Raw genomic sequence first — 21375 nt, 5'->3', positions numbered from 1 at the left:
CTGGCCGACGGAACGCCTACGCGCCCTCTTCGAGGGTCGCCTCGTCCAGGTCCTCCAGCATCGAGGTCGCGTCCTCGACGACCTCGGGCAGCCGGTGTCGCACACCGTGCAGCAGCCACCGTGCGAGGGCCAGCTCGCCCACGAGCATCGCGCGCTCCGCGAGGCGTGAGTCGCTCAGCTCGGTGCGGCGCAGCTGGTAGGCCTCCATGATCGAGTCGACAGCCTCGATCGGGGCGGCGGCGATGAGCCAGGCGAGGTCGTCGGCGGGGTCGGCCACACGGGCCTCCGACCAGCCCGAGACCGCCACGACCCGCTGCCGGTCCACGAGCAGCTGGTCGGGAGCCAGGTCCCCGTGCGCGACGACCGGCTTGAACTTCCAGAGGGACACGTCCTCGAGCGCCGCCTCCCAGCGGCGCAGGAGCGTGGGTGGCACCCGCCCGGTCTTCGCGGCCTCGTCCACCTCGGTGAGCCGCCGCTCGCGGTACTCGGTGGCCGTGTAGCTGGGCAGACCGCACGTCTCCACGACGGAGATCGGCAGCTCGTGGATGGCGGCGATGGCCCGGCCCAGGTCGGCGGCCAGGCCGGGGCCGGGCTCCAGCGCCTCGACGTCGAGGTTGCTCCCGATGATCCGCCGGTGCACCACCGCCCGGCCACCTTCCGGCAGCAGGGCGTAGCCGGCGACCTGCGGCACGACGAACGGGAGTACGCCCGTGTCGATGTACAGGCGCAGTGCGTCGAGCAGCTCGATCTCCGCCTCCAGGGCCGCGCCGGCCACCGTGGTCCGCGGTGCACGAACTACCCATTCCTGGTCGTCCTGACCCGTGACGACGGCGACGTCGTAGTCGCCGGCAAGTTCACCGACGCGCACCGACTGGGCGTCGAGACCGGGCACGGCGGCGGTCGAGAGGGCGGCGAGAGCGAGGGGCGTGCGGGACACGTGCTCACCGTATTGCAGTGCGACGGCGCCATGGCACAGGGCGGTGGTGTGTCCCAGGTCCTGCGTGGACCCGGTGCTCCGGCGGTCCGGCCCGGATCGGGCGTCGCGACGGGCGACTAGGGTCGCCCTGTGCCAGTTCTCGACCTCCCCCTCGCCCGTGCCGCCCACTACCGAGCCGCGCACCGACGCGCCGAGCCCGGCCTCGTCGACGGCCTCCTCACGGAGCCGGGCACCCGGGTCCTGGTGATACGCGGGAACCGAGCGGCGATGGCCGGCCAGCAGGTCGCGCTGTTCGCACCCGACGCCGTCGCGCACCTCGCCGTCGGCACGTACCTCTTCCTCGGGGAGGCCGACGGCGTCGCCTACCTCGCGGCGGCCCTTGCCGACGCCGACGCGGAGCCGGACCTCGACGTCGAGTGGGCAGGCCTGCGCACCATCGACGAGCCCGACCTGGCTCAGGGGCTCGTGGTCGAGGCCATCGCACTGTCCCAGTGGCACGCCGTGCACACCCACTGCCCTCGGTGCGGCACGAGGACAGAGGTGACGCAGGGCGGCTGGGTCCGGCACTGCCCGGCCGACGGCACGAACCAGTTCCCGCGGACGGACCCCGCCGTGATCATGGCCATCACCGACGTGGACGACAGGCTGCTCCTGGCCCGCGGGACGCAGTGGGGACCGGGCCGCCGGTCGGTGCTGGCGGGGTTCGTGGAGCCGGGTGAAGGGCTTGAGCAGGCGGTGGTGCGCGAGACCATGGAGGAGGTGGCCGTCGTCGTCGACCCCGGCTCGGTCGAGTACCGCGGCAGCCAGTCCTGGCCGTTGCCCGCGTCCCTGATGCTCGGGTTCCGCGCCCGTGCGTCCACCACGCGGCTGGTGCGGCAGGAGGACGAGATCGCCGAGGCCGACTGGTTCACCCGTGACGAGGTGGCCGCGGCGGTGGCCGACGGTGACCTCGGCCTGCCCGGGCGCGCCTCGATCGCGCGTTCCCTGATCGAGGAGTGGTTCGGCGGCCGGCTGGAGGACTGACAGGGTCAGATGGTCGGTAGAACGTCAGGTGATCGGCACCCCCGGGGTACCGATCACCTGACGTTCTACCGACCATCTGACGTTCTACCGATCACCAGGCAGGGGCCGGTTCTGGGATCAGTTCGCCAGCGCGAGCTTCACGGCCGCGAGGCTCGGGTTCGTCGCTGCGGAGCCGTCCGGGTACACCACGGTGGGTACCGTCTGGTTGCCGCCGTTGACCTGCTCCACATAGGCGGCCGCCTCGGGCTGCTGCTCGATGTCGATGACGGTGTAGCCGATGCCCTCCGAGTCGAGCTGCGTACGCAGCCGACGGCAGTACCCGCACCAGGTGGTCGAGTACATCAGGACGGTGCCGTCCTCGGGGACAAGCGTGGTCGACTCGGACATCTGTACTCCTTGTCAGTGGTTGCTGCGAGAATCGCAGACGATGCTCACCCAGACCAACTCCGCCGCCGGTTCGAATCATCCTGGACCGATGAGCCCCGACGCGATCCTGACCGCCCTCGACCCCGAGCAGCGCGAGGTTGCCCTCGCCCTCAACGGGCCGGTGGTGGTGCTCGCCGGAGCGGGTACCGGCAAGACGCGCGCCATCACGCACCGCATCGCGTACGGCGTCCGCATCGGCGCCTACAAGCCGACCAGCGTGCTGGCCGTGACCTTCACGGCGCGCGCGGCCGGAGAGATGCGCACCCGCCTGCGTGAGCTCGGCGTCCAGGGCGTACAGGCCCGTACGTTCCACTCCGCGGCGCTGCGCCAGCTCGGGTACTTCTGGCCGCGCGTCGTGGGCGGCGCCCCACCCCGGCTGCAGGAGCACAAGGCACAGATCATCGCTGAGGCGGCACGGCGGCTCGGTCTCAGCGTGGACCGCGTGGCCGTCCGCGACCTGAGCAGCGAGGTGGAGTGGGCGAAGGTCTCGCTGATCACGGCGGACGACTACGAGAAGGCGGCGTCCGCGACCGGCCGTGAGGCGCCGTCGGGCTACGACGCGCAGACGGTGTCGCGTCTCATCACGGCGTACGAGGACGTGAAGACGGAACGCGAGGTCATCGACTTCGAGGACGTGCTCCTCATGCTCGGGGACATGCTGAACAGCCACAAGAACGTGGCGGACGAGGTGCGCTCGCAGTACCGGCGCTTCGTCGTGGACGAATACCAGGACGTGTCGCCTCTGCAGCAGTTCCTCCTTGACCAGTGGCTCGGCGGCCGCAAGGAGCTCTGCGTGGTGGGCGACCCGTCGCAGACCATCTACTCCTTCACCGGCGCCTCGCCGCGCCACCTGCTGGAGTTCCGGCGTACCTACCCGGAGGCGCAGGAGATCCGCCTCGTGCGCGACTACCGCTCGACGCCCCAGGTGGTGAACCTCGCCAACGAGGTGCTCAAGCGGGCGGGCCGCGCGGGCGGTGCCCACCAGGCGCTGGAGCTCGTCGCACAGCGAGACCCAGGTCCCGCGGCCGCCTTCACGGCCTATGACGACGACGAGGCCGAGGCCAAGGGCGTCGCCACCCGGGCCGCGCGTCTGATCCAGTCGGGCGTGAAGCCGAGCGAGATCGCGGTGCTGTACCGCACCAACGCCCAGTCGGAGGCCTTCGAGGCGGCGTTCGCCGACGCCGGTGTGGGCTACCTGGTGCGTGGCGGGCAGCGGTTCTTCCAGCGCAAGGAGGTACGCGACGCGATCCTGCTGCTGCGCGGTGCCGCCCGGTCGGCCGACCCGGAGCTGCCCATGCCCGACCAGGTGCGCGATGTCCTCGCCACCGCAGGCTGGGCCGACCAGCCGCCCGCCGCACGCGGCGCCGCCCGGGAGCGGTGGGACGCCATGCAGGCGCTCGTCTCGCTCGCCGACGACCTGGCCGCCGCGGCGACCCCGGATACCCCGGCCACGATCGCAGGGCTCGTCGCAGAGCTCGACGAGCGCGCCTCCGCGCAGCACGCGCCGACCGTCGAGGGCGTCACGCTCGCCTCGCTGCACGCGGCGAAGGGCCTGGAGTGGGACGCCGTCTTCCTCGCCGGTATGAGCGAGGGGCTCATGCCGATCTCGCTCGCGGAGACCGACGACGCGGTGCACGAGGAACGTCGCCTGCTGTACGTGGGGATCACTCGCGCCCGCGAGCACCTGGAGCTGTCGTTCGGCCGCGCGCGCAACCCGGGCGGGCGGGCGACGCGCAAGCGCACGAGGTTCCTCGACGGCCTGTGGCCGGACGAGCCGCGCGCACAGCGGGTCCGCAGCGTTCCGAAGGGCCGGGCGCGCGCGCTCCTGACGGGTGTGCACGACGCCGTGCTCTTCGACGCCCTACGCGACTGGCGCCTCGAGGTGGCCAGGGAGACGGACAAGCCCGCCTACACGGTGCTCACGGACGCGACGCTCGCGGCCATCGCGGAGATCCGACCTTCGGCCATAGCCGAACTGGCTCGCGTGGACGGGATCGGTCCCGCGAAGATCGACAAGTACGGCGCCACGATCCTCGCGATCGTGGCGAGCGCACCGGCCGAGCCGAGTCGCTGAGCGGCTCGTCGGACGGTCGGACGAGGAACTTTCGAGTGGTTTCGGCTCGTCCGGGATGGCAGTCCAGCGAGCCCTCCCGACCGGTCCGAAAAACTTCTCAAGAAAGTTTGGAAAAAGAGTTGGCTCGCCACGGCGGCCCGGCATAGTGTTCACATGTCCCTGACGGCAGTGGGCGAGACCTTAAGGTCTGGCCCGGATTCGAGTGAGGAGGTGGGTGTCTTGGAGATGAACCAGATTTCACAGGCAGATCTGCAGGTGTGCGCGTACGTGCTCGGCAACAAGCACGTCCCGGCAACCGGCGCAGCTCTGTCCTTCCGCGCGCGCACTCACCGCGGAGGCAGCAAGCCGTCCGCTCTCGCACCCGACTCCGCATCTCCAGGAGACTCGCCGGTCTAACGACCGAGTCATCCAGGCCGCGGAGTCCACCTAGGACCCGCGGCCTTAGTTTTTGCCCGGAGACCCGGCCCCGCCAGGGGTCGGCCGGCAGAGATCTAGCCCGGGGTCCTGTTCCCCCAGACGTTCACCGACGAAACGTTCATCCTTACAGGACACAGGAGACAACCGTGCGCCTCACTGCGCTCCTCGACACTCTTCCCCAGGGCGGCTCGGGCCCCTGGGACCCGCCTCAACACCCCGCCACGAGCGGGACCGGTTCGGACTCGGCGGAGTTCAACCGGCTGATGGACACACTGCTGCCGTGCCGTACCAACGACCCGGAGCTGTGGTTCGCCGAGCACAGCACCCAGGTGGAGCAGGCCAAGGCCCTGTGCCGCACCTGCCCGCTGGTGGAGGGCTGCCTCGCCGGTGCCCTCGAGCGCAACGAGCCCTGGGGCGTCTGGGGCGGCGAGGTCTTCGTCGACGGCGCCGTCGTCGCTCGGAAGCGTGGCCGTGGCAGGCCCCGCAAGTCGGAGAACGCAACCGCGGCCTGACCAAGCCGCCGCGTTGAGTGCTGGGTATGTGTCGGGCAAGCAGCCCTGAACCAACAGATACCCAGCACTCAACGGGGGACTCAGGCTCTACTCGTACTGCCTGAGCCTGCGGTTCCGCTCCGGCTCAGGCAGGCAGGACCACGCAGCCGCAGCGCGGGTGCGGGTCCGCCGGCCTGGCTCGGGGGAGCCCGGCCGGGAGCGAGATCTCCAGGCACGCACCGACGGCCGCCGGCCGGTGCCCGTCCAGCTGGGCGAGCACCTGGCCGGCGGCCGTCGCCGCTGCCACGGCGGCGAGCGTCGCCTCGTGCGTCGGCTCCGCCGTCTCGCGCAGCTGGGTCGCCAGCGCCGGCCACTCGCGGTCGGCGTCGGCATGAGCAAGATCCACGCAGGTCACGCACGCCGACCGGCCCGGCCGGACGAACGGCCCCACCACCACGTCGGCCTCCCGCACCACCACCGGCAGGTGCGGCACCCCGAGGCCGAGCAGCCGCTGGTACCGCGCGGGGTGGGCGGCGTGCGGCTCGGTGACCACCACGACGTCGAGAGCCGTCGGGTCCAGGCCGATGCCGCCGGCCCCGCTGTCGTCCACCCGCACGGCTACGCGTGGTGAGCGCTCGGCCAGGAGCGATTGCACAGCGGCGTCGCGCGTCTGCCCCACGTCGACCGTCCGCAGGCCACCCAGCCCGACGTCGGTGATCTGCACCGGCAGGGGGTCGTGCAGAAGGAGCCTGCCGACGCCGGCCGTGGCCAGGTGCAGGGCGACGGCCGTCCCCAGCCGCCCGAGACCGACCACGCCGACCATGCGTTGCGCACGGTCGGCCAGGGTCGCGAGGCCCGCGCCGTCGGGACGCAGCATGCCGAGCACCGTCGCGTCGGCAGCGCCGTCCGCCGGGGCGGTCACCGCACCGACGGTGCCCTGCACGGGGACGAGCACGCCCGCGCGGACCAGGGTGGTCATGATCTCGTCGCGCCGTTCGGCGGGCACACCGCACCGTGCCGCAGACTGCTCCACCGTCACGTGCCGGCGCTCGGCCAGCTCCTCCAGCCACGTCTCTTCTGCGGGGGTGAGCCCCGACAGGACGAACGACCAGCGCGGGTCGGAGCCGCACTGCATCTGGCCGCCGCCGCGGCTGAGCACCGGCGTGCCCGGCCGCAGCCGGAGGAGGGGTGGGGGCTTCATGCCCACAACGATGCCCGACGGCGCCGGTCGCCGTGGTCGCTCGTCCACAGTTCCAGAGGTATATCCAAAGCATCGCGGGAGCCGGAAGTTCCCGTGTGCGCCCAGAGCCAAATGGACGGCGCAGATCTTGCCGACCCGGTTACGGTGACTCTATGAGCGACCAGCACCAGCCCGGCGAGACTCCCCAGTCGTGGGAGGAGATGCTGCGCTCCATGCTCGGCGACGGCGCAGACGAAGTGATGGCCGAGATGCGCGAGCGGGGTATCGACCCGACCGCCCTCGGCGGACCGCCCGACCCGGTGATGATGCAGTACGCGCTGGCCCAGGTGCAGAAGATGCTCTCGGCCGAGGGCACCGGGCCGGTCAACGCGGACGTCGCGCACGACGTCGCCCGGCAGGTGGCCGTCAGCGAGGGCGACCCGTCCCTGACGGGCAGGCAGGCAAAGGACGCGACGGACGCGCTGGCCGTGGCAGAGCTCTGGCTCGACGCGGTCACGGACCTGCCGCCCGCCGGCGGGACCAGGCGTGCCTGGAACCGGTCCGAGTGGGTCGAGGCCACGCTGCCGGTGTGGAACGAGCTGGCGGCGCCCGTCGCCTCCTCCGTCTCGGACGCGCTGGCCACCGTGCTGCGTGACCAGCTCCCCGAAGGCATCGACGACGGGGAGGCCATCCCGGGGATGCCCGCCGGCGTGCTGCACGGCCTCGGCGGCTCGATCGACCCGGCCCAGATGATGCGCCGGCTCGGTTCGGCGGTGTTCGGCATGCAGGTCGGCCAGGCCGCTGGCACTCTCTCGCACGAGGTGTTCGGCGCCACCGACGTCGGTCTGCCGCTGCTGGACAGCCCTGACACCGTGCTGCTGCCCACCAACGTGACCGCGTTCGCGGAGGGGCTGGATGCTCCGATCGAGGAGGTCCGGCAGTTCCTGGCGGTCCGCGAGTCCGCCCACGCCCGGCTGTTCACCCACGTCCCGTGGCTCCGGTCGCACCTGCTGTCGATCGTGGAGCGCTATGCGCGCGGCATCACCATCGACCTCGACGCGCTCGAGTCGCAGGTGCGAGACATCGATCTCGCCGACTCCGACGCGCTGCGCAGCGCACTCTCCGGTGGGGTGTTCGGACTGCAGAACACGGACGAGCAGAAGGCCGTGCTGCTCAACCTGGAGACCACGCTCGCGCTGGTGGAGGGCTGGGTCGACGAGGTCAGCGCCGTCGCCACCCTGCCGCACCTGCCGCACGCCATCCCGCTGCGGGAGATGATCCGACGCCGGCGCGCCGCCGGCGGGCCCGCCGAGCAGACGTTCTCGACCCTGGTCGGGCTGGAGCTGCGGCCGCGCCGGTCACGCGACGCGGCGACCCTGTTCTCGATAGTGGCGCGTGCCCAGGGCACCACGGGGCGGGACGCCGTGTGGGACCACCCAGACCTGCTGCCCGGTACCCAGGACCTCGACGACCCGTCGGGCTACCTGGTCCGCCGTGAGGCCGCGGAGAACGAGCACGCCGACGTGGACGCGGCGCTGAAGGAGATCTTCGGCGAGGAGACGGTGGGCGACGACCGGCCCACCGGCGACACGGGCTCCGGCGATACGCCCGCCGACGAGGACGGCCCTGCCGCAGAGGACGGTCCTGCCGCAGAGGACGGCCCTGCCGACGAGGACGGACCTGCTGGCGGGGCGAAGGGCGAGGGACAGGCCTGACCCGGCCGGTGTCGAGCGCCGTCTGCACCGCAGGGGCGCCGGCCGCCCACCATCGGCTGAGGCCGTTGCGCGGCGGTCAGAGCTGCGCAGCGGCCTCCGTCGTATCGGCGGCTCGCCCGTCGCGACTCGTCACTCGTCCTCGTCGTCGGAGGTGATCTGGCCGGGGTCGTCCTGCGCGAACGACGCACCCTCCAGGAAGCCGCGCGCCCGGTCGGTCCTGGGGTAGACCTCAAGGATCTTCCAGAACTCCGGGCCGTGGCCCGCGTGCAGCAGGTGGGCCAGCTCGTGCAGCAGCACGTAGTCGAGCACCCACGACGGCATGCCCTGGACCCGGGTGGAGATCCGGATGGATCCGTCGAGCAGCGTGCACGACCCCCAGCGCCGGCCCTGGTTCGACGACCAGCGCACGCTCGACGGCTTGGCCCTGCCGTCGAGGTACTTGACGGAGAGCTCGCAGGCACGGTCCATCAGCTCTTGGTCGGACGGACGGCGGCGCCGTTCCTTGTCCTCGAGCCGGGCTACCATCTTGGCCACCCACTCTCGTTCCTGTGCCCGAGAGAAGCGCGCGGGAATGGCGACGATGGTTCGTCCACCGTCGCGATATGCGCTCACCGTGGCGGTGCGACGGCGGCTCCGGCGCACCTCCACGGACGTCAGGGCGTCGTGGGCCACGGCACGACCGTAGCGTGTTATCGGCGTGACGTGGGCTATAACACACCGTTCAAGTGGAAATTCTTTGCCCGACGGCGTAGTGCTTGGGCTGGTGCGAGCAGGCGCCTACGTCGCCGTCGGGCTGCTTTCACCGAACCTCCAGCCAAGTGAGGAATGATGGGCCGGTGACCGATATGCGCGACCTCCAGCACGCCCCGCAGCCCGAGCCGTCGCCCTTCGGTGACGCGCCGGCCGTTGCACCGATTACGCGCCGCACCGTGACGCTGGGCGTTTCTCTGCTGGCCACGGCCGTGCTCGCCGCCGTGGCGCTGGTGGTGCCTACGCCCTACGCGATGCGCTCGCCCGGGCCCACCGAGGACACGCTGCAGAGCAACCTCATCCAGATCGACGGCGCCCGGACGTACGAGTCGACGGGCGAGCTGCGCCTGACGACGGTCTCCGTGCTGGGCGGGCCGGGCTACCCGATGCTCTCCGGGCAGGTGATCCAGGGCTGGCTGGACCCGCAGCGATCCGTGCTCCCGGTGGAGGCCATCTTCCCGGAGGCGACCACCAAGGAGCAGCAGCAGGAGGTCAGCCAGGCCGAGATGGTGTCGTCGCAGGAGTCGGCGACGGCGGCGGCACTGACCGAGCTGGGCTACGACGTGCCGGCCGTCCTCGACGTCGCAGGGACGGAGCCGGGCTCCGGGGCCGAGGGAAAGCTCAGCGAGGGCGACGTCATCACCGGCTTCCAGGGCGCGCCGGTCGGCACCTATGCGGACCTCATCGACGGGCTCGCCGAGACGAGCCCCGGCGACGACGTGACGCTCGGCGTGCAGCGCGGCAAGCGCTCGATGGATGTCGACATCACCACGTCGGGCAACGGGGAGCGTGCGGTCCTCGGCGTCTTCATCGACCCGCACTACGACTTCCCGGTGGACGTCTCGATCGAGATCGAGAACATCGGCGGACCGAGCGCCGGCACGATGTTCGCGCTCGGCATCATCGACAAGCTCACCCCGGAGGACGAGGCGAACGGGCAGGTCATCGCCGGTACGGGGACCATGAGCCCCGAGGGCACGGTGGGGCCCATCGGCGGCATCGAGCAGAAGCTGTACGGGGCCGTCCGGGACGAGGCCGGCTGGTTCCTCGCCCCGGCGGACAACTGTGCGCAGGTGGTGGGGAACGTGCCCGACGGGCTCAACGTGGTCCGGGTGGCGACCCTCGCCGAGGCCCGTGACGCCGTCGAGCAGATCGGGCGCGGCGAGGGCGACGACCTCCCGACGTGTTCCTGACCTCCCGGTGCTGCTGTTGACCGTGTGTTGCACATCTGGAGGATGTGGGAACCTTGTGCTGGGAACCTTGAGCAGAGCCCGGCCGTTCCATCTTGGTACGGCCCAACCATTTGATGACGTGAGGTAACGCAGTCGTGTCCTTCGCCGCAGCACCTCGTCGCCCTTCCGGCGGCGGCGCCCCCCGAGCCCGACGACGCAGTCCGCTGGGGGTGGCGGTAGTCGCGGTCGCCGTCGTCATCGCGGCGCTGCTTCTCCTAGCCCAGTTCTGGACCGAGGTGATGTGGTTCGGGCAGCTCGGGTTCTCCCGGGTGATCTGGACCGAGTGGGGCACACGCGCAGCCCTGTTCGCCGCCGGGTTCCTGATCATGGCAGGCGCCGTGTTCTGGTCCTTCACCGCCGCCTACCGGTCCCGCCCCATCTACGCGCCGAGCACGCCCGAGCAGGCGACGCTCGACCAGTACCGCGAGGCCGTCGAGCCGTTGCGCCGGGTCGTGATGATCGCCGCACCGGTGCTCGTCGGCTTCTTCGCTGGCCTCGCGGCGTCGGCGCAGTGGCGCACGGTGCTGCTGGCGTTCAACGGCGAGTCCTTCGGTGAGACCGACCCCGAGTTCAACATGGACCTCGGGTTCTTCGTCTTCACGCTGCCCATGCTGCGGTTCAGCGTCGGGTTCCTCATCTCGGTGGTCGTGATCGCCGGTATCGCCGGGCTGATCACGCACTACCTGTACGGCGGGCTCCGGGTCGGCCCCGCGGCAGCCGGCGGTCCTCGCACGACCTCTGCCGCCCGCATCCACCTGGCCGTCGTCGGCGCGGTGGGTCTGCTGCTGATCGCCGCGAACTACTGGCTGGACCGGTACTCGCTGCTGACGAACACGGGTGCCCGGTTCGACGGTGCCTCGTACTCCGACGTGCACGCGGTGATCCCGGCCAAGGGGATCCTCACGGTCGTCGCGATCTTCGTCGCCGCGCTGTTCATCGTCACCGCGTTCCGCGGCGACTGGCGCCTGCCGGCCATCGGCGTCGGGCTCATGGTGGTCTCCGCCATCGCGATCGGCGGTATCTACCCCGCGGTCGTGCAGCGTTTCCAGGTGAACCCGAACGCGCAGGAGCTGGAGAGCGAGTTCATCCAGCGCAACATCGACGCGACCTTGTCGGCGTTCGGCATCGACGACGTCGAGAAGGAACAGTACGACGCCACGACCGAGGCGCAGGAAGGCGCCCTGCGGTCGGATGCCGAGACCGCCGCGTCGATCCGCCTGCTGGACCCGCAGATCGTGTCGCCGTCGTTCCGCCAGCTGCAGCAGAACAAGCAGTACTACAACTTCGACGACTCCCTGTCGGTGGACCGCTACGAGATCGACGGCGAGTCCCGCGACACCGTGATCGCGGTGCGTGAGCTGAACCTCGACGGCCTGGGTCAGGACCAGCGCAACTGGGTCAACGACCACACCGTGTACACGCACGGCTATGGCGTCGTGGCCGCGTTCGGCGAGCAGCCGGGCCCGGACGGACGCCCGGCCTTCTTCGAGGGTGGCATCCCGTCGCAGGGAGCCATCAGCGACATCGAGGACGGGTACGAGCCGCGCATCTACTTCAGCCCGAGCACCGACACCTACTCGATCGTGGGGGCGCCTGAGGGCACGGAGGCGTGGGAGCTCGACTACCAGGCCGACGACCAGGAGAACGGTGGTCAGGTCAACACGACCTTCACCGGTGACGCCGGGCCGGATGTCGGTACGTTCGGGAGCAAGCTGCTGTACGCGCTGAAGTTCGGCGAGGAGCAGCTCCTGTTCTCCGACCGCGTGACGAGCGAGTCGCAGATCCTGTACGACCGCGACCCGCAGCAGCGCGTCAGCAAGGTCGCGCCGTGGCTCACGCTCGACAACAAGGTCTACCCGGCCGTCGTGGACGGCCGCGTGAAGTGGATCGTCGACGCGTACACCACGACCGACGCCTTCCCGTACTCGTCGTCGACACCGCTCGACGAGGCGGTGGCGGACACGCTCACCCAGCAGCAGGGTGGCGCTCCCATCGAGCTGCCGGAAGAAGTCAACTACATCCGCAACTCGGTGAAGGCGACCGTCGACGCCTATGACGGGTCGGTCGACCTGTACGCGTGGGACGCCGAGGACCCGATCCTCAAGGCTTGGACCAACGTCTTCCCGACGTCGGTCAAGCCGATGGAGGAGATCTCCGGTGACCTGATGAGCCACGTGCGCTACCCGGAGGACCTGTTCAAGGTGCAGCGCACCCTGCTCAGCCAGTACCACGTGACGGACTCAGCGGAGTTCTTCTCGGGCCAGGACTTCTGGAACAACCCGACGGACCCCACCTCGGACGCGGCCACCGCGCCGCTGCAGCCGCCGTACTACCTGACGCTGCAGATGCCTGGACAGGAGGAGTCGGCGTTCTCGTTGACGTCCACCTTCATCCCCGGCGGTAACACGGACCGTGAGGTGCTCACCGGCTTCCTCGCCGCGGACGCCGATGCGGGCAACAAGGACGGCGAGGTGGCCGAGGACTACGGCAAGCTACGCCTGCTGGAGCTGCCACGAGATACGACGGTGCCGGGCCCCGGCCAGGTGCAGAACAACTTCGACTCGAACCCGACGATCTCCGAGCAGCTGAACATCCTGCAGATCGGTGCCTCCACGGTGCGGCGCGGCAACCAGCTCACCCTGCCGGTCGGCGGTGGTCTGCTGTACGTGCAGCCGGTGTACATCCAGTCGACCGGTGGCACGCAGTTCCCGCTGCTGCGCAAGGTGCTGGTGGCCTTCGGTGACAACATCGGCTTCGCCGACACTCTCGACGAGGCCCTGGACCAGGTGTTCGGTGGAGACTCGGGCATCGAGGCCGGTGACGCGGGCACGGCAGAGGATCAGGCGCCGATCACCCCGCCCGACGGCGAGGCGGGCACGGAGCCGGGTACCGACCCGGGCACGGAGCCGTCAGGTGCGCCCTCCGAGCCGGCGACGGAAGAGCCGGGCGACACGGGGTCCACGGAGCTGGACGCCGCGCTGCAGGAGGCGGCTACCGCCATGGAGGACGCCAACGCCGCCCAGCGGGAGGGTGACTGGGCCGCCTACGGCGAGGCGCAGGACCGTCTCCAGCAGGCGCTGGAGGACGCGATCGCGGCCGAGCAGGCGCAGGGCGGCTCGGCGGGCTAGCTCGCCCGTCGTGCGCTGAGCGCGCGGTACATGTCAGACAAGGCTCCCCGGTGTTCGCACCGGGGAGCCTTGTCGTACGAGGAACGTGCCGGCCGACGACCGCGTTCAGGCGCGCCTGCGGGCCACCACGACCGAGTTGATGACGTCGTCAGTGGGGTGCACGACCTCCAGCACCTCGAAGCCCTGCATCGCGCCGAGGTCCACCGGTGGGTACAGGAGGGTGCGCAGGCCGCGCGCGCTCCGCGCGAGCAGCATGGCGCCGGGCCGCATGGCGCCGGCCACCTGGTGCAGGATCGCGGCCTTGGCCGACGGCGTCTCGCCGACCAGTGCCGCGAGCACCACGGCGTCGTATCCCGTGAGGCCGACGTCGGCGGCGTCGGCCTCCTCGAACCGCACCGCGGTGGGCCCGATCCGGGCGGCGACGCGTCGGGCCAGCGCGACTGCCGTGGGATCCCGGTCCAGGCCGACGACGGGGCAGCTCAGCGCGTCGGCGTAGCCAAGGGTGCTCAGGGGGAGTGGTCCGCAGCCGAGCACCGCCACCGACTTCGGCGTGCCGCCCGCGTGGACGAGGAGCCGCGCCTCGAGGGCCGTGAGCCGGTCATAGTTGTCGAGGTACGGGAACGTGGCCAGCGTGGCCACCGGGTCGTGCGCGGTGGCGATGTGCTCGGCCCAGGCGTGCTCGAGTGCGGTCTCGCCGCGCGCGGAGAGGTCCCGGATGGCGCCCCGGCGGTCGTCGACCCCCGGGTGCGCCAGGATCTCGCGGGACTGGCGGTCGGGCGCCGAGAGGATCGCCTGCACCAGATCGCCGAAGAGTGCGTTCGTGCGTGGGTCCGGCCGCAGGTGGGAAAGGGCGGACAGCTGGTCGGTGAGGTGGACGATCCTGTCGGCGGTCAGGGTGGTATCGCTCAGCTCCGTCGTCATGAGTACGATCGTTCCACGGCCGGATCGGTTCGATCGCTTGTGACCTGCATCTCTACCGCCCGACCCGGTTTGCACTCAGCCCCCGGGCGTGCGTAAAGTAGGGGTTACCGCCGCGGGGTGGAGCAGTTCGGTAGCTCGCTGGGCTCATAACCCAGAGGTCGCAGGTTCAAATCCTGCCCCCGCTACAAGTAGATGTCGCAAGACATCGGAATGGCCCGAACCCATGAAATATGGGTTCGGGCCATTGTCATGTCCGGGGTCTGGCGCCGCGTGGCTGGTAGTCGCGAGCGAGGTCGACGATGCCAAGCACCGCGGGCTGTGTGCTCATCCGACCCGTTCTGCCTGCCGCTTGGGTGGCTTGGCCCAGTGGTATGCACCGGCGCGCTGCCGCTCCCACGCGAGGATCTGGCGGGCGTACCTGTTGTTGAGCTCGTTGAACCAGGCTCCCAGCCTCCCGGTGATGACGGCGTCGCTGGCGGTGTCGTCCGGTCGGGTGCGCTGGACAAGGCCGTCGTCGGGTCCGAGGCTCATCGCGATGACCAGGTAGGCAAGCCGGAACGATGGCGCCGGTCGGCCGGTGATCTCGGCGACGATGGTGGCAGCGGCATGGGCGCCCTGGGGCGCCGCGGTCGCGCACGCCATGCGCAGGTGACTGTTGCTGGGCGACGTGATGACGCACCCGTCGCCGGCGCCGAGGATCTCGGGATCGATCGTGGAGCGCATGGTGTCGTCGACGACGAGCCGCCCGGCCCTGTCCACGTCGAGGCCACTGTCTCGGGCAAGTGAGGGCACGGCGAACGACGCCGCCCACACCACGCAGTCGGCTTGGATCGTTCGGCCGTCCTGCGTGACGACACCCTCCTGGGTCACCTCGGCGACGCGAGTGTTCTCGTGCAGCTCGATGCCGGCAAACGCCCGGGATCTACGGAGGTAGTCGCGTCCTCGCTCCGACAGGGTCGGGCCGACGAGTCCAGAGGTGACCAGGCGCAGGCGCAGGTGCGGCCGGGCCACTGCGAGCTCCGTGGAGAGCTCGATTGCCGTGGTCCCACCGCCGACGATCAGCACCGAGCCGCTGTCTGACAGGTCGTCCAACCTGGCACGCAGGTCACGGGCTGCGGCAAGGTTGGTGATCGAGTGGGCGTAGCTTTCCGATCCCGGGACAGCCGTGACCGCAGTACCGCTACCGACCGCGTAGACGAGGCGGTCATACGACTCGGACCACGGCTCGTTGGCTATGGAGTCGTGCGCGTGCACCACGCGGGCGTCCGGGTCGATCCGTGTCACCGTGCCGGTGCGAAGACGTACGTCGTGGTGCACCAGGTCGCGCAGCGCCCACCGGGAGGCGGTCTCCGTGTCGTGTCGTGCGGCGACCTCGTGCAGGCGGATGCGTTCGACGAACGAGTCGTTCGGGCTGATCATCGTGATCGAGACCCGCTTGCCGACCTTCCCGGCGAGCCTGTTGGCTGCCATGATCCCGCTGTATCCGCCGCCCAGGACCAGCACCCTGACCAGAGGGGCGCCGCGCGCGGTGCTCGCGGCGCTCATGCGTGGGCCGCCGTCGTGACGGGCGAGGCCTCATCGGTGGGGAAGTGCGTGAAGAACGTCGATGGCGAGACGGCTTTCCACCCGCCTACGGCGAGCTCGTCGATCGACGACAGCGTCAACGGGATGCGGACGATCCATGTCACTGTTCGGGGCTCCTTGCTCTCTGAGCTTTCGCAGGCCGGGGCAGCGAGGCCCCTTCGGTGCCCGCGACGGCTGTGGCTCACTGGGGAGACCACACAGGACCCCCGATTCGTGACACAACGCTGATGGCTGCGGAAGTACGTGGTGCCGAGATTGGTCGGAGCCTGACCGGCACCTCAGCTCGGCCGTGCATAGATCGCCGAGTTCTGCCGGTAGGTACCTGGCGCAACGCCGTGCACACGCTTGAAGGCGTTTGAGAACGCGTAGGACGAGGAGTATCCGACCGAGTGTGCGATGTCCGCGAGCACGCGGTTCTCGTCTCTGAGCAGTCTGCTGGCCATCGACATGCGCCAGGAGGTGAGATAGGCGAGGGGTGGCTGCCCGACCCGGTCGGTGAATCGGCGGGCGAACGCCGCACGAGACAGCCCGACTGCTTCCGCCAGCTCCGCGACGGTCCACGAGCGTTGTGGGTAGTCGTGCAGATGCCGCAGTGCGTCCGTGATCAGCGGGTCCGACGGCTCGGCCGCCCAGTTCTCGTAGGGGTGCTGGCGGAACCATGCTCGCAACGTCTCGACAAGGAGAAGGTCGAGCAGCGACCCGACGGCCAGAGGCCCACCGGGCGCAGATTGTGTGAGTTCGCGGACCAGCAGAGCGACGACTGCTGACAGTTCGGGGTGACGCCCAGCGCCTGTCTCCAGGACGACCGATGCCGGCAGCCGGCGCAGGAGCGGGGCCTGCCGGGACGTGTCGAGGCGGTAGGTTCCGCAGAGCATGCGAGAACGGGGACCATGCGCGGACAGTCGGTCCGGTCCGATGGTCACCGGGCCGGAGACGTAGCGCTGGCCGGGATGCTCCACATCGATCAGTGGCACGTCTGGACCGCTGGCCAGACCGTGCCCGGCGCCGCGCGGAAGAAGGAGTACGTCGCCGACATCAAGGCGCACGGGCTCGCCTCCTGGTGGGAGCAGCGTCGTGCGGCCCTCGAGCATCACGTGTACTCCTGCCCCGGGCGCTGAGGAAAAGCGCCGGCCCCAGGGCGGGTGTCCCTCGACCAGGAAGGACCGCGGCCTTCCGGTCGTCATGGCAGCGACCATCTGAGTGAGAACGTCCATTTCGAGCCTCGGCATTTCGTTTGGCAAGCGAAGACGATTACGCATCACGACGGGATTTTCAGGCATCGACCGGCGCCCCCGGCATCGCACATCCTTAATGAGTCAAAGCACCTGCACGAATGGAGGATGGAAATGCTCACAATCGGAATCATCATCGGATCTACCCGTCCCGGACGCGTGGGTCGAGGAGTCGGGGAGTGGGTGTACAAGAAGGCGTTGGACCACGGCGGGGCAGAGTTCAGGCTCGTCGACCTCGAGGACTTCGCCCTGCCGATCCTCGACGAGACGGCTGTGCCGATGATGGCGGCGGGCACCAAGCCGCACACCGTGAGGTGGGCGGAGCAGATCGCGGGGTTCGATGGCTTTGTCTTCGTCACGCCCGAGTACAACCGCGGGATCCCGGCCTCGCTGAAGAACGCGATCGACTACCTCTACACCGAGTGGAACAACAAGGCGGCCGGGTTCGTCGGCTACGGCTCCGATGGCGGCGTGCGCTCGGTAGAGCACATGCGCGGCGTCCTGTCGATGGTGCGGGTGGCTACGGTCGGTCCCCAGGTCGCACTCACCCTGGCGGACGACTTCCAGGACCACACGGGATTCGCTCCCCGGGCCAAGCACGAGCCCATGATGTCGGCCATGCTGACTGATCTCGTGTCGTGGGGCGAGGCGCTCCGCGACGTGCGGGCTCCGGCCTGAACGAAAGCACGATCCGCCACCCGGGGACGATGACCCGGGACCACAGGCCGGGCTCGCCGACAATCTCGGCGGCCCGGCTTGTTCGTCGAGTCCGGGGGTTTGATACCGAGGCGACAGCTCCACGACAATGGTCGTGCGCCACCGGATGCTCGGCATTGTCGGTGCGGAAGGTTTCATGGCGATCACCAGATGTTCACGTCGGGAATGGAACGCAAGGCAAATGCGGTTGCGCGCACCATCAGGTCGTTCATGCTCACCGTGTCGCGACCACTGGCGAGCAGATCGTTGTCGACTCGTGGATGCAGTGCCGTGAGATCCTCGGCGCTCCGTCCCGGTCGGCGGGCGATCCACCCGACGGCCGTTGCTCGTCGACGCCGCCTCGGACCTGCGGCGGTCATCGAGGGCGATCAGGGCCGGCGCGCGACGCCGTCCGTGGTGTGTGCATGCTCGGTGGGTGAGTCCTTGGCCGTGGGCGGGACGATCATCTGGGGCCCACTGACGTCCTGTGCGGGTGACTGGTCTTCGCCTGGTGGCAGTTCTGCCTGGGGTGGTGCGATCGAGACCCGCCCGGTCCCGAACTGCCTCGCAAGGACGCCACGCAGCCGCTCGCTGCCGGTCAGACGGCCGTCCTGGTCGGGTCGTGCGGGCCTGGTGGGGTCAGGGACCACGGCTAGGCGGGCGCGTTCGGCGGCGTCGGCCGGCTGGTGGACCTCGACGTAGCCGCCGTTCGGCATCCGCACGATCCGTCCGGTCTCGTGCCCGTGCAGCAGGACCTCACGGTCCTTGCGTTGCAGCCCCACGCAGATCCGGCGCGTGACCTCGAACGCGAGGGCCGGGCCGACGATCAGTGCCACCTGGAGCGTCGTGATGATCGTCTCGAAGCTGATGCTGAACTCTGTCGAGACGATGTCGGCGCTCGCCGCGCCCCACAGGATCCCGTAGAAGAGCGCGCCGGCCACGCCGATCCCGGTGCGGGCCGGGACGTTCCGGGGCCGGTCGAGCACGTGGTGCTCGGTGGTGTCGTTCGTGATCCAGGACTCGAGGAACGGGTAGACGATGACCAGGACGAAGTAGACGCCGATGATGGCGAGCGGGGCAAGGATGGCGAAGGTCCACGTCCAGCCGAACCATTCGGTCTCCCAGCCGACCGGGACGAGACGCAGTGCACCGTCGAGGAACCCGATGTACCAGTCGGGTTGGCTGCCGGCGCCGACATCTCCGGCGGCGGTGGGGCCGTAGGCCCAGATGGGGCTGATGGTGGAGGTGGCGCCGAGCAGCACCAGGACGGCGCTGGTGATCGCTGTCATTCCGGCGGCGCGTACTACGGCGTCGGGCCACAACCGTAGGCCGAGCGCGGGCTGGATCGCGGTCCCTGTGCCTGCGGGCCCGGGCGACCCGTGCCGATATCCGAGCCGGGCTCGGACCAGGAGCAGGACGACGACCAGGATCGGGGCGATCACTACGTGGACCGGGTAGAGGTTCTCGATGATCTCGCCGGGGAACCGGCCGCCGAACATCCAGGACACGAGCCAGGTGCCGATCACAGGGATGCCGAGCATGACGCCTTCGACGATGCGTAGCCCGGTTCCCGACAGCATGTCGTCAGGCAGGGCGTACCCGCTCCAGCCGGCCAGGAGGACCGCGATGAACGCGAGCGTCAGCAGCACCCAGCTTGCACGCCGTGGGCGACGGAATGCTCCGGTGAAGAACAGGGCCAGGATCTGCACGATCATCGCGGCGGGCAGGACGAGCGCTGCCCAGTGGTGGGTCTGGCGAATCAGCATGCCGCCGGCCTGCTCGAACGAGATCTCCATCGTGGAGTCGAAGGCTTTGCTGACCCGGGTCCCGACAAGCGGCTGATGCGGCCCGTCGTAGGTGACCAGCTCGCTCGACGGGGTGTAGGTGAACGTCAGCAGGATGCCGGTGATCGCGAGGACCAGCATGCAGGCGACCGACACGACGCCGAACAGGTTCGCCCAGTGCAGGTGGACACGCTGCTGCCCGAGCGTCCGGCGCAGTCTCCGGTCGACCTGCGCGACGAACACCTTGGCGCGGTGGCGTGCGGTGGTGCGGTGGCGGCGGTCAACGGGCATGGCCGGCTCCGATCAGCTCACGCGCACCGGTGCCGGTCTCGGACCCGATGGGTCCACGCGAGGACTGGATCAGGTCGGGGTCGCCGGCAGCCAGGAACGCGGCCCGAGGCCGCTCCACGCCGGGCAGGGCAACGATGTCCCGCCCGAACAGCACGGCGCTGATCCAGACGAGCAGGACGCGCAGCTTGCGTTCCCAGGTGGGGATGGCCAGGACGTGGTAGCCGCGGTGCATCAACCACGCCAACGGGCCCCTGATCACCAGCCGGCGGTACTGGAAGATGCCCTTGCCCATGCCAAGGGTCGCGACGGTGCCGAGACTGTGATGGACGTAGGGGCGCACCGTCTTGCCCCGCAGGTGTGCGACGACGTTGGCGGCCAGGTGCTTGCCCTGCCGGACGGCGTGCTGGGCGTTGGGTACGGTCAACGCCCCGGGAGCGGTGGAGGCAAGGTCCGGGACGGCCGCGTTGTCGCCGGCGGCCCAGGCGTCCGGTACGGGTGTCTCGTCGGTACCGACGCGCAGGTCGGCGCGGACACGCAGCAGGCCCCGGTCGTCCACGGGTAGGTCGGTGTGCTGGGCGATCACGGGATTGCTCCCGTTGCCCGCGGACCAGATCAGCAGGTTGGTGTCGAAAGCTTCCCCGGTGGACAGCTCGATGCGGCCGCCTCGTGCGGAGGTGACTCGTGCCTCGGTGTGCACCTGAGCACCACGCTGCTCGAGATGGCGGACGACCCAGCGTCCGGGCCCGTCGGTGACCTCGGGCAGGATCCGTGCCTGCGCCTCGACAAGATGGAACGAGAGGTCCGGGAAGGTGATCTCGGGGTAGGAACGCAGGAGCGAGGTCGCCAGGGAGAGCAGCTCGCCGAACGTCTCGACTCCGGTGAAGCCACCACCGACGACGGTGACGGTCAGCAAGCGGGTGCGCTCAGGGCCCGGCGGGAGCGCGGCAGCCTCGTCGAACGCGGCCAGGAGCCGGTCGCGGATCGCGACAGCCTCCTCGACCTGCTTGAGGCCGATGGCTTCCTCGGCTACCCCGGGGATCGGCAACCGGCGTGTCACAGCGCCCGCGGTGATCACGAGCATGTCGTACCCGATGGACAGCATGGAACCGGCGTTCGTCCGGACGGTGGCGGTCCGGTGGGCGTGGTCGACGGCGGTGGCGTGCCCGGCGATCATGCGAGTGGTACGCAGGTGACTGCGTAGGGAGACGATCACGTGCCGCGCCTCGACCGACCCTGCCGTGACCTCGGGCAGGAACGGTTGGTAGGTCATGTACCCGCGGGGGTCGACGACGGTGACCTCCGCCTCGCCCGGACGTAGCCGCTTCTCCAGCCGCCACGCCGTGTAGAACCCTGCGTACCCGCCGCCGATGATGAGAATTCGCATGTCAGCCTCCAGTTGCTCTCATCAGGTAGACCGCCCAGCGCGAGCAGACGTGATATGGCGCTCGTCACGAAAGCGCGGCACCCAGGAATGCCTGGGTGCCGCGCTGTTCG

Annotated in this window: 17 protein-coding genes and 1 tRNA gene; 8 read left to right on the top strand and 10 right to left on the bottom strand. The window is 70.0% G+C overall.

The window, feature by feature from the left end; all coding sequences use genetic code 11:
* Positions 1 to 16: 16 nt before the first annotated feature.
* Positions 17 to 937: a macrolide 2'-phosphotransferase gene (locus ACFS27_RS26490; RefSeq protein WP_377189927.1), complete on the bottom strand. Its 921-nt coding sequence runs from the start codon at positions 935 to 937 to the stop codon at positions 17 to 19.
* Between the two features lie 129 nt (positions 938 to 1066).
* Between ACFS27_RS26490 and nudC the strand changes: the two genes are divergently transcribed.
* Positions 1067 to 1960 carry an NAD(+) diphosphatase gene (gene nudC, locus ACFS27_RS26485; RefSeq protein ID WP_377189924.1) on the top strand — a complete coding sequence of 298 codons (894 nt, stop codon included), beginning with the start codon at positions 1067 to 1069 and terminating at the stop codon, positions 1958 to 1960.
* 117 nt (positions 1961 to 2077) lie between these two features.
* On the opposite strand, the gene ACFS27_RS26480 is transcribed toward nudC, so the two are convergent.
* Complete coding sequence (locus ACFS27_RS26480) at positions 2078 to 2347, bottom strand: mycoredoxin (RefSeq protein ID WP_377189922.1); 270 nt, start codon at positions 2345 to 2347, stop codon at positions 2078 to 2080.
* 88 nt (positions 2348 to 2435) lie between these two features.
* Between ACFS27_RS26480 and ACFS27_RS26475 the strand changes: the two genes are divergently transcribed.
* Both ACFS27_RS26475 and ACFS27_RS26470 read left to right on the top strand, forming a co-directional pair.
* Complete coding sequence (locus ACFS27_RS26475) at positions 2436 to 4460, top strand: ATP-dependent helicase (protein ID WP_377189919.1); 2025 nt, start codon at positions 2436 to 2438, stop codon at positions 4458 to 4460.
* Positions 4461 to 5023: 563 nt separating this feature from the next.
* Positions 5024 to 5389 carry a WhiB family transcriptional regulator gene (locus tag ACFS27_RS26470; RefSeq protein WP_377189916.1) on the top strand — a complete coding sequence of 122 codons (366 nt, stop codon included), beginning with the start codon at positions 5024 to 5026 and terminating at the stop codon, positions 5387 to 5389.
* A 124-nt stretch (positions 5390 to 5513) separates the two neighbouring features.
* Here ACFS27_RS26470 and ACFS27_RS26465 read toward each other — a convergent pair whose 3' ends face one another.
* Positions 5514 to 6569, bottom strand: a complete 1056-nt coding sequence (locus ACFS27_RS26465; protein ID WP_377189913.1) for a ThiF family adenylyltransferase — start codon at positions 6567 to 6569, stop codon at positions 5514 to 5516.
* A 152-nt stretch (positions 6570 to 6721) separates the two neighbouring features.
* Between ACFS27_RS26465 and ACFS27_RS26460 the strand changes: the two genes are divergently transcribed.
* The gene (locus ACFS27_RS26460) at positions 6722 to 8263 is read left to right on the top strand and encodes a zinc-dependent metalloprotease (RefSeq protein ID WP_377189911.1); all 1542 of its coding nucleotides are present in this window, start codon (positions 6722 to 6724) and stop codon (positions 8261 to 8263) included.
* Between the two features lie 129 nt (positions 8264 to 8392).
* Here ACFS27_RS26460 and ACFS27_RS26455 read toward each other — a convergent pair whose 3' ends face one another.
* Positions 8393 to 8935: a SprT-like domain-containing protein gene (locus ACFS27_RS26455; RefSeq protein ID WP_377189909.1), complete on the bottom strand. Its 543-nt coding sequence runs from the start codon at positions 8933 to 8935 to the stop codon at positions 8393 to 8395.
* A gap of 173 nt (positions 8936 to 9108) precedes the next feature.
* On the opposite strand from ACFS27_RS26455, the gene ACFS27_RS26450 reads away from it, so the two are divergent.
* Positions 9109 to 10206 carry a YlbL family protein gene (locus ACFS27_RS26450; protein WP_377191196.1) on the top strand — a complete coding sequence of 366 codons (1098 nt, stop codon included), beginning with the start codon at positions 9109 to 9111 and terminating at the stop codon, positions 10204 to 10206.
* 134 nt (positions 10207 to 10340) lie between these two features.
* Positions 10341 to 13373 carry a UPF0182 family membrane protein gene (locus ACFS27_RS26445; protein WP_377189907.1) on the top strand — a complete coding sequence of 1011 codons (3033 nt, stop codon included), beginning with the start codon at positions 10341 to 10343 and terminating at the stop codon, positions 13371 to 13373.
* A gap of 105 nt (positions 13374 to 13478) precedes the next feature.
* Here ACFS27_RS26445 and ACFS27_RS26440 read toward each other — a convergent pair whose 3' ends face one another.
* Entirely contained in the window at positions 13479 to 14294 is an 816-nt protein-coding gene (locus ACFS27_RS26440; protein ID WP_377189904.1) for a nicotianamine synthase family protein, read from the bottom strand.
* 111 nt (positions 14295 to 14405) lie between these two features.
* On the opposite strand from ACFS27_RS26440, the gene ACFS27_RS26435 reads away from it, so the two are divergent.
* Positions 14406 to 14479 (top strand) — tRNA-Met (locus ACFS27_RS26435).
* 139 nt (positions 14480 to 14618) lie between these two features.
* Here the strand turns inward: ACFS27_RS26435 and ACFS27_RS26430 are convergent.
* The 3 genes from ACFS27_RS26430 to ACFS27_RS26420 form a co-directional block, all read right to left on the bottom strand.
* Positions 14619 to 15839 (bottom strand): NAD(P)/FAD-dependent oxidoreductase, encoded by a 1221-nt coding sequence (locus ACFS27_RS26430; RefSeq protein WP_377189901.1) that lies wholly within the window; start codon positions 15837 to 15839, stop codon positions 14619 to 14621.
* Positions 15836 to 15982, bottom strand: a complete 147-nt coding sequence (locus tag ACFS27_RS26425) for a hypothetical protein (RefSeq protein ID WP_377189899.1) — start codon at positions 15980 to 15982, stop codon at positions 15836 to 15838. The genes ACFS27_RS26430 and ACFS27_RS26425 overlap by 4 nt, the downstream gene beginning before the upstream one ends.
* Before the next feature lie 174 nt (positions 15983 to 16156).
* The gene (locus ACFS27_RS26420; RefSeq protein ID WP_377191194.1) at positions 16157 to 17062 is read right to left on the bottom strand and encodes an AraC family transcriptional regulator; all 906 of its coding nucleotides are present in this window, start codon (positions 17060 to 17062) and stop codon (positions 16157 to 16159) included.
* Between the two features lie 162 nt (positions 17063 to 17224).
* On the opposite strand from ACFS27_RS26420, the gene ACFS27_RS26415 reads away from it, so the two are divergent.
* Positions 17225 to 17788: an NADPH-dependent FMN reductase gene (locus ACFS27_RS26415; RefSeq protein WP_377189896.1), complete on the top strand. Its 564-nt coding sequence runs from the start codon at positions 17225 to 17227 to the stop codon at positions 17786 to 17788.
* 407 nt (positions 17789 to 18195) lie between these two features.
* Here the strand turns inward: ACFS27_RS26415 and qcrB are convergent, their stop codons facing one another.
* Both qcrB and ACFS27_RS26405 read right to left on the bottom strand, forming a co-directional pair.
* Positions 18196 to 19881: a cytochrome bc1 complex cytochrome b subunit gene (gene qcrB / locus ACFS27_RS26410; protein ID WP_377189893.1), complete on the bottom strand. Its 1686-nt coding sequence runs from the start codon at positions 19879 to 19881 to the stop codon at positions 18196 to 18198.
* On the bottom strand, positions 19871 to 21265 hold the full coding sequence (locus ACFS27_RS26405) for an NAD(P)/FAD-dependent oxidoreductase (protein ID WP_377189890.1): 1395 nt from the start codon (positions 21263 to 21265) through the stop codon (positions 19871 to 19873). Before ACFS27_RS26405 ends, qcrB begins: the two co-directional genes overlap by 11 nt.
* Positions 21266 to 21375: the final 110 nt, after the last annotated feature.

The sequence above is a fragment of the Promicromonospora vindobonensis genome (genome assembly GCF_042685865.1).
Classification (GTDB): domain Bacteria; phylum Actinomycetota; class Actinomycetes; order Actinomycetales; family Cellulomonadaceae; genus Promicromonospora; species Promicromonospora vindobonensis.
This window is presented reverse-complemented; position numbering and strand designations above follow the sequence as displayed.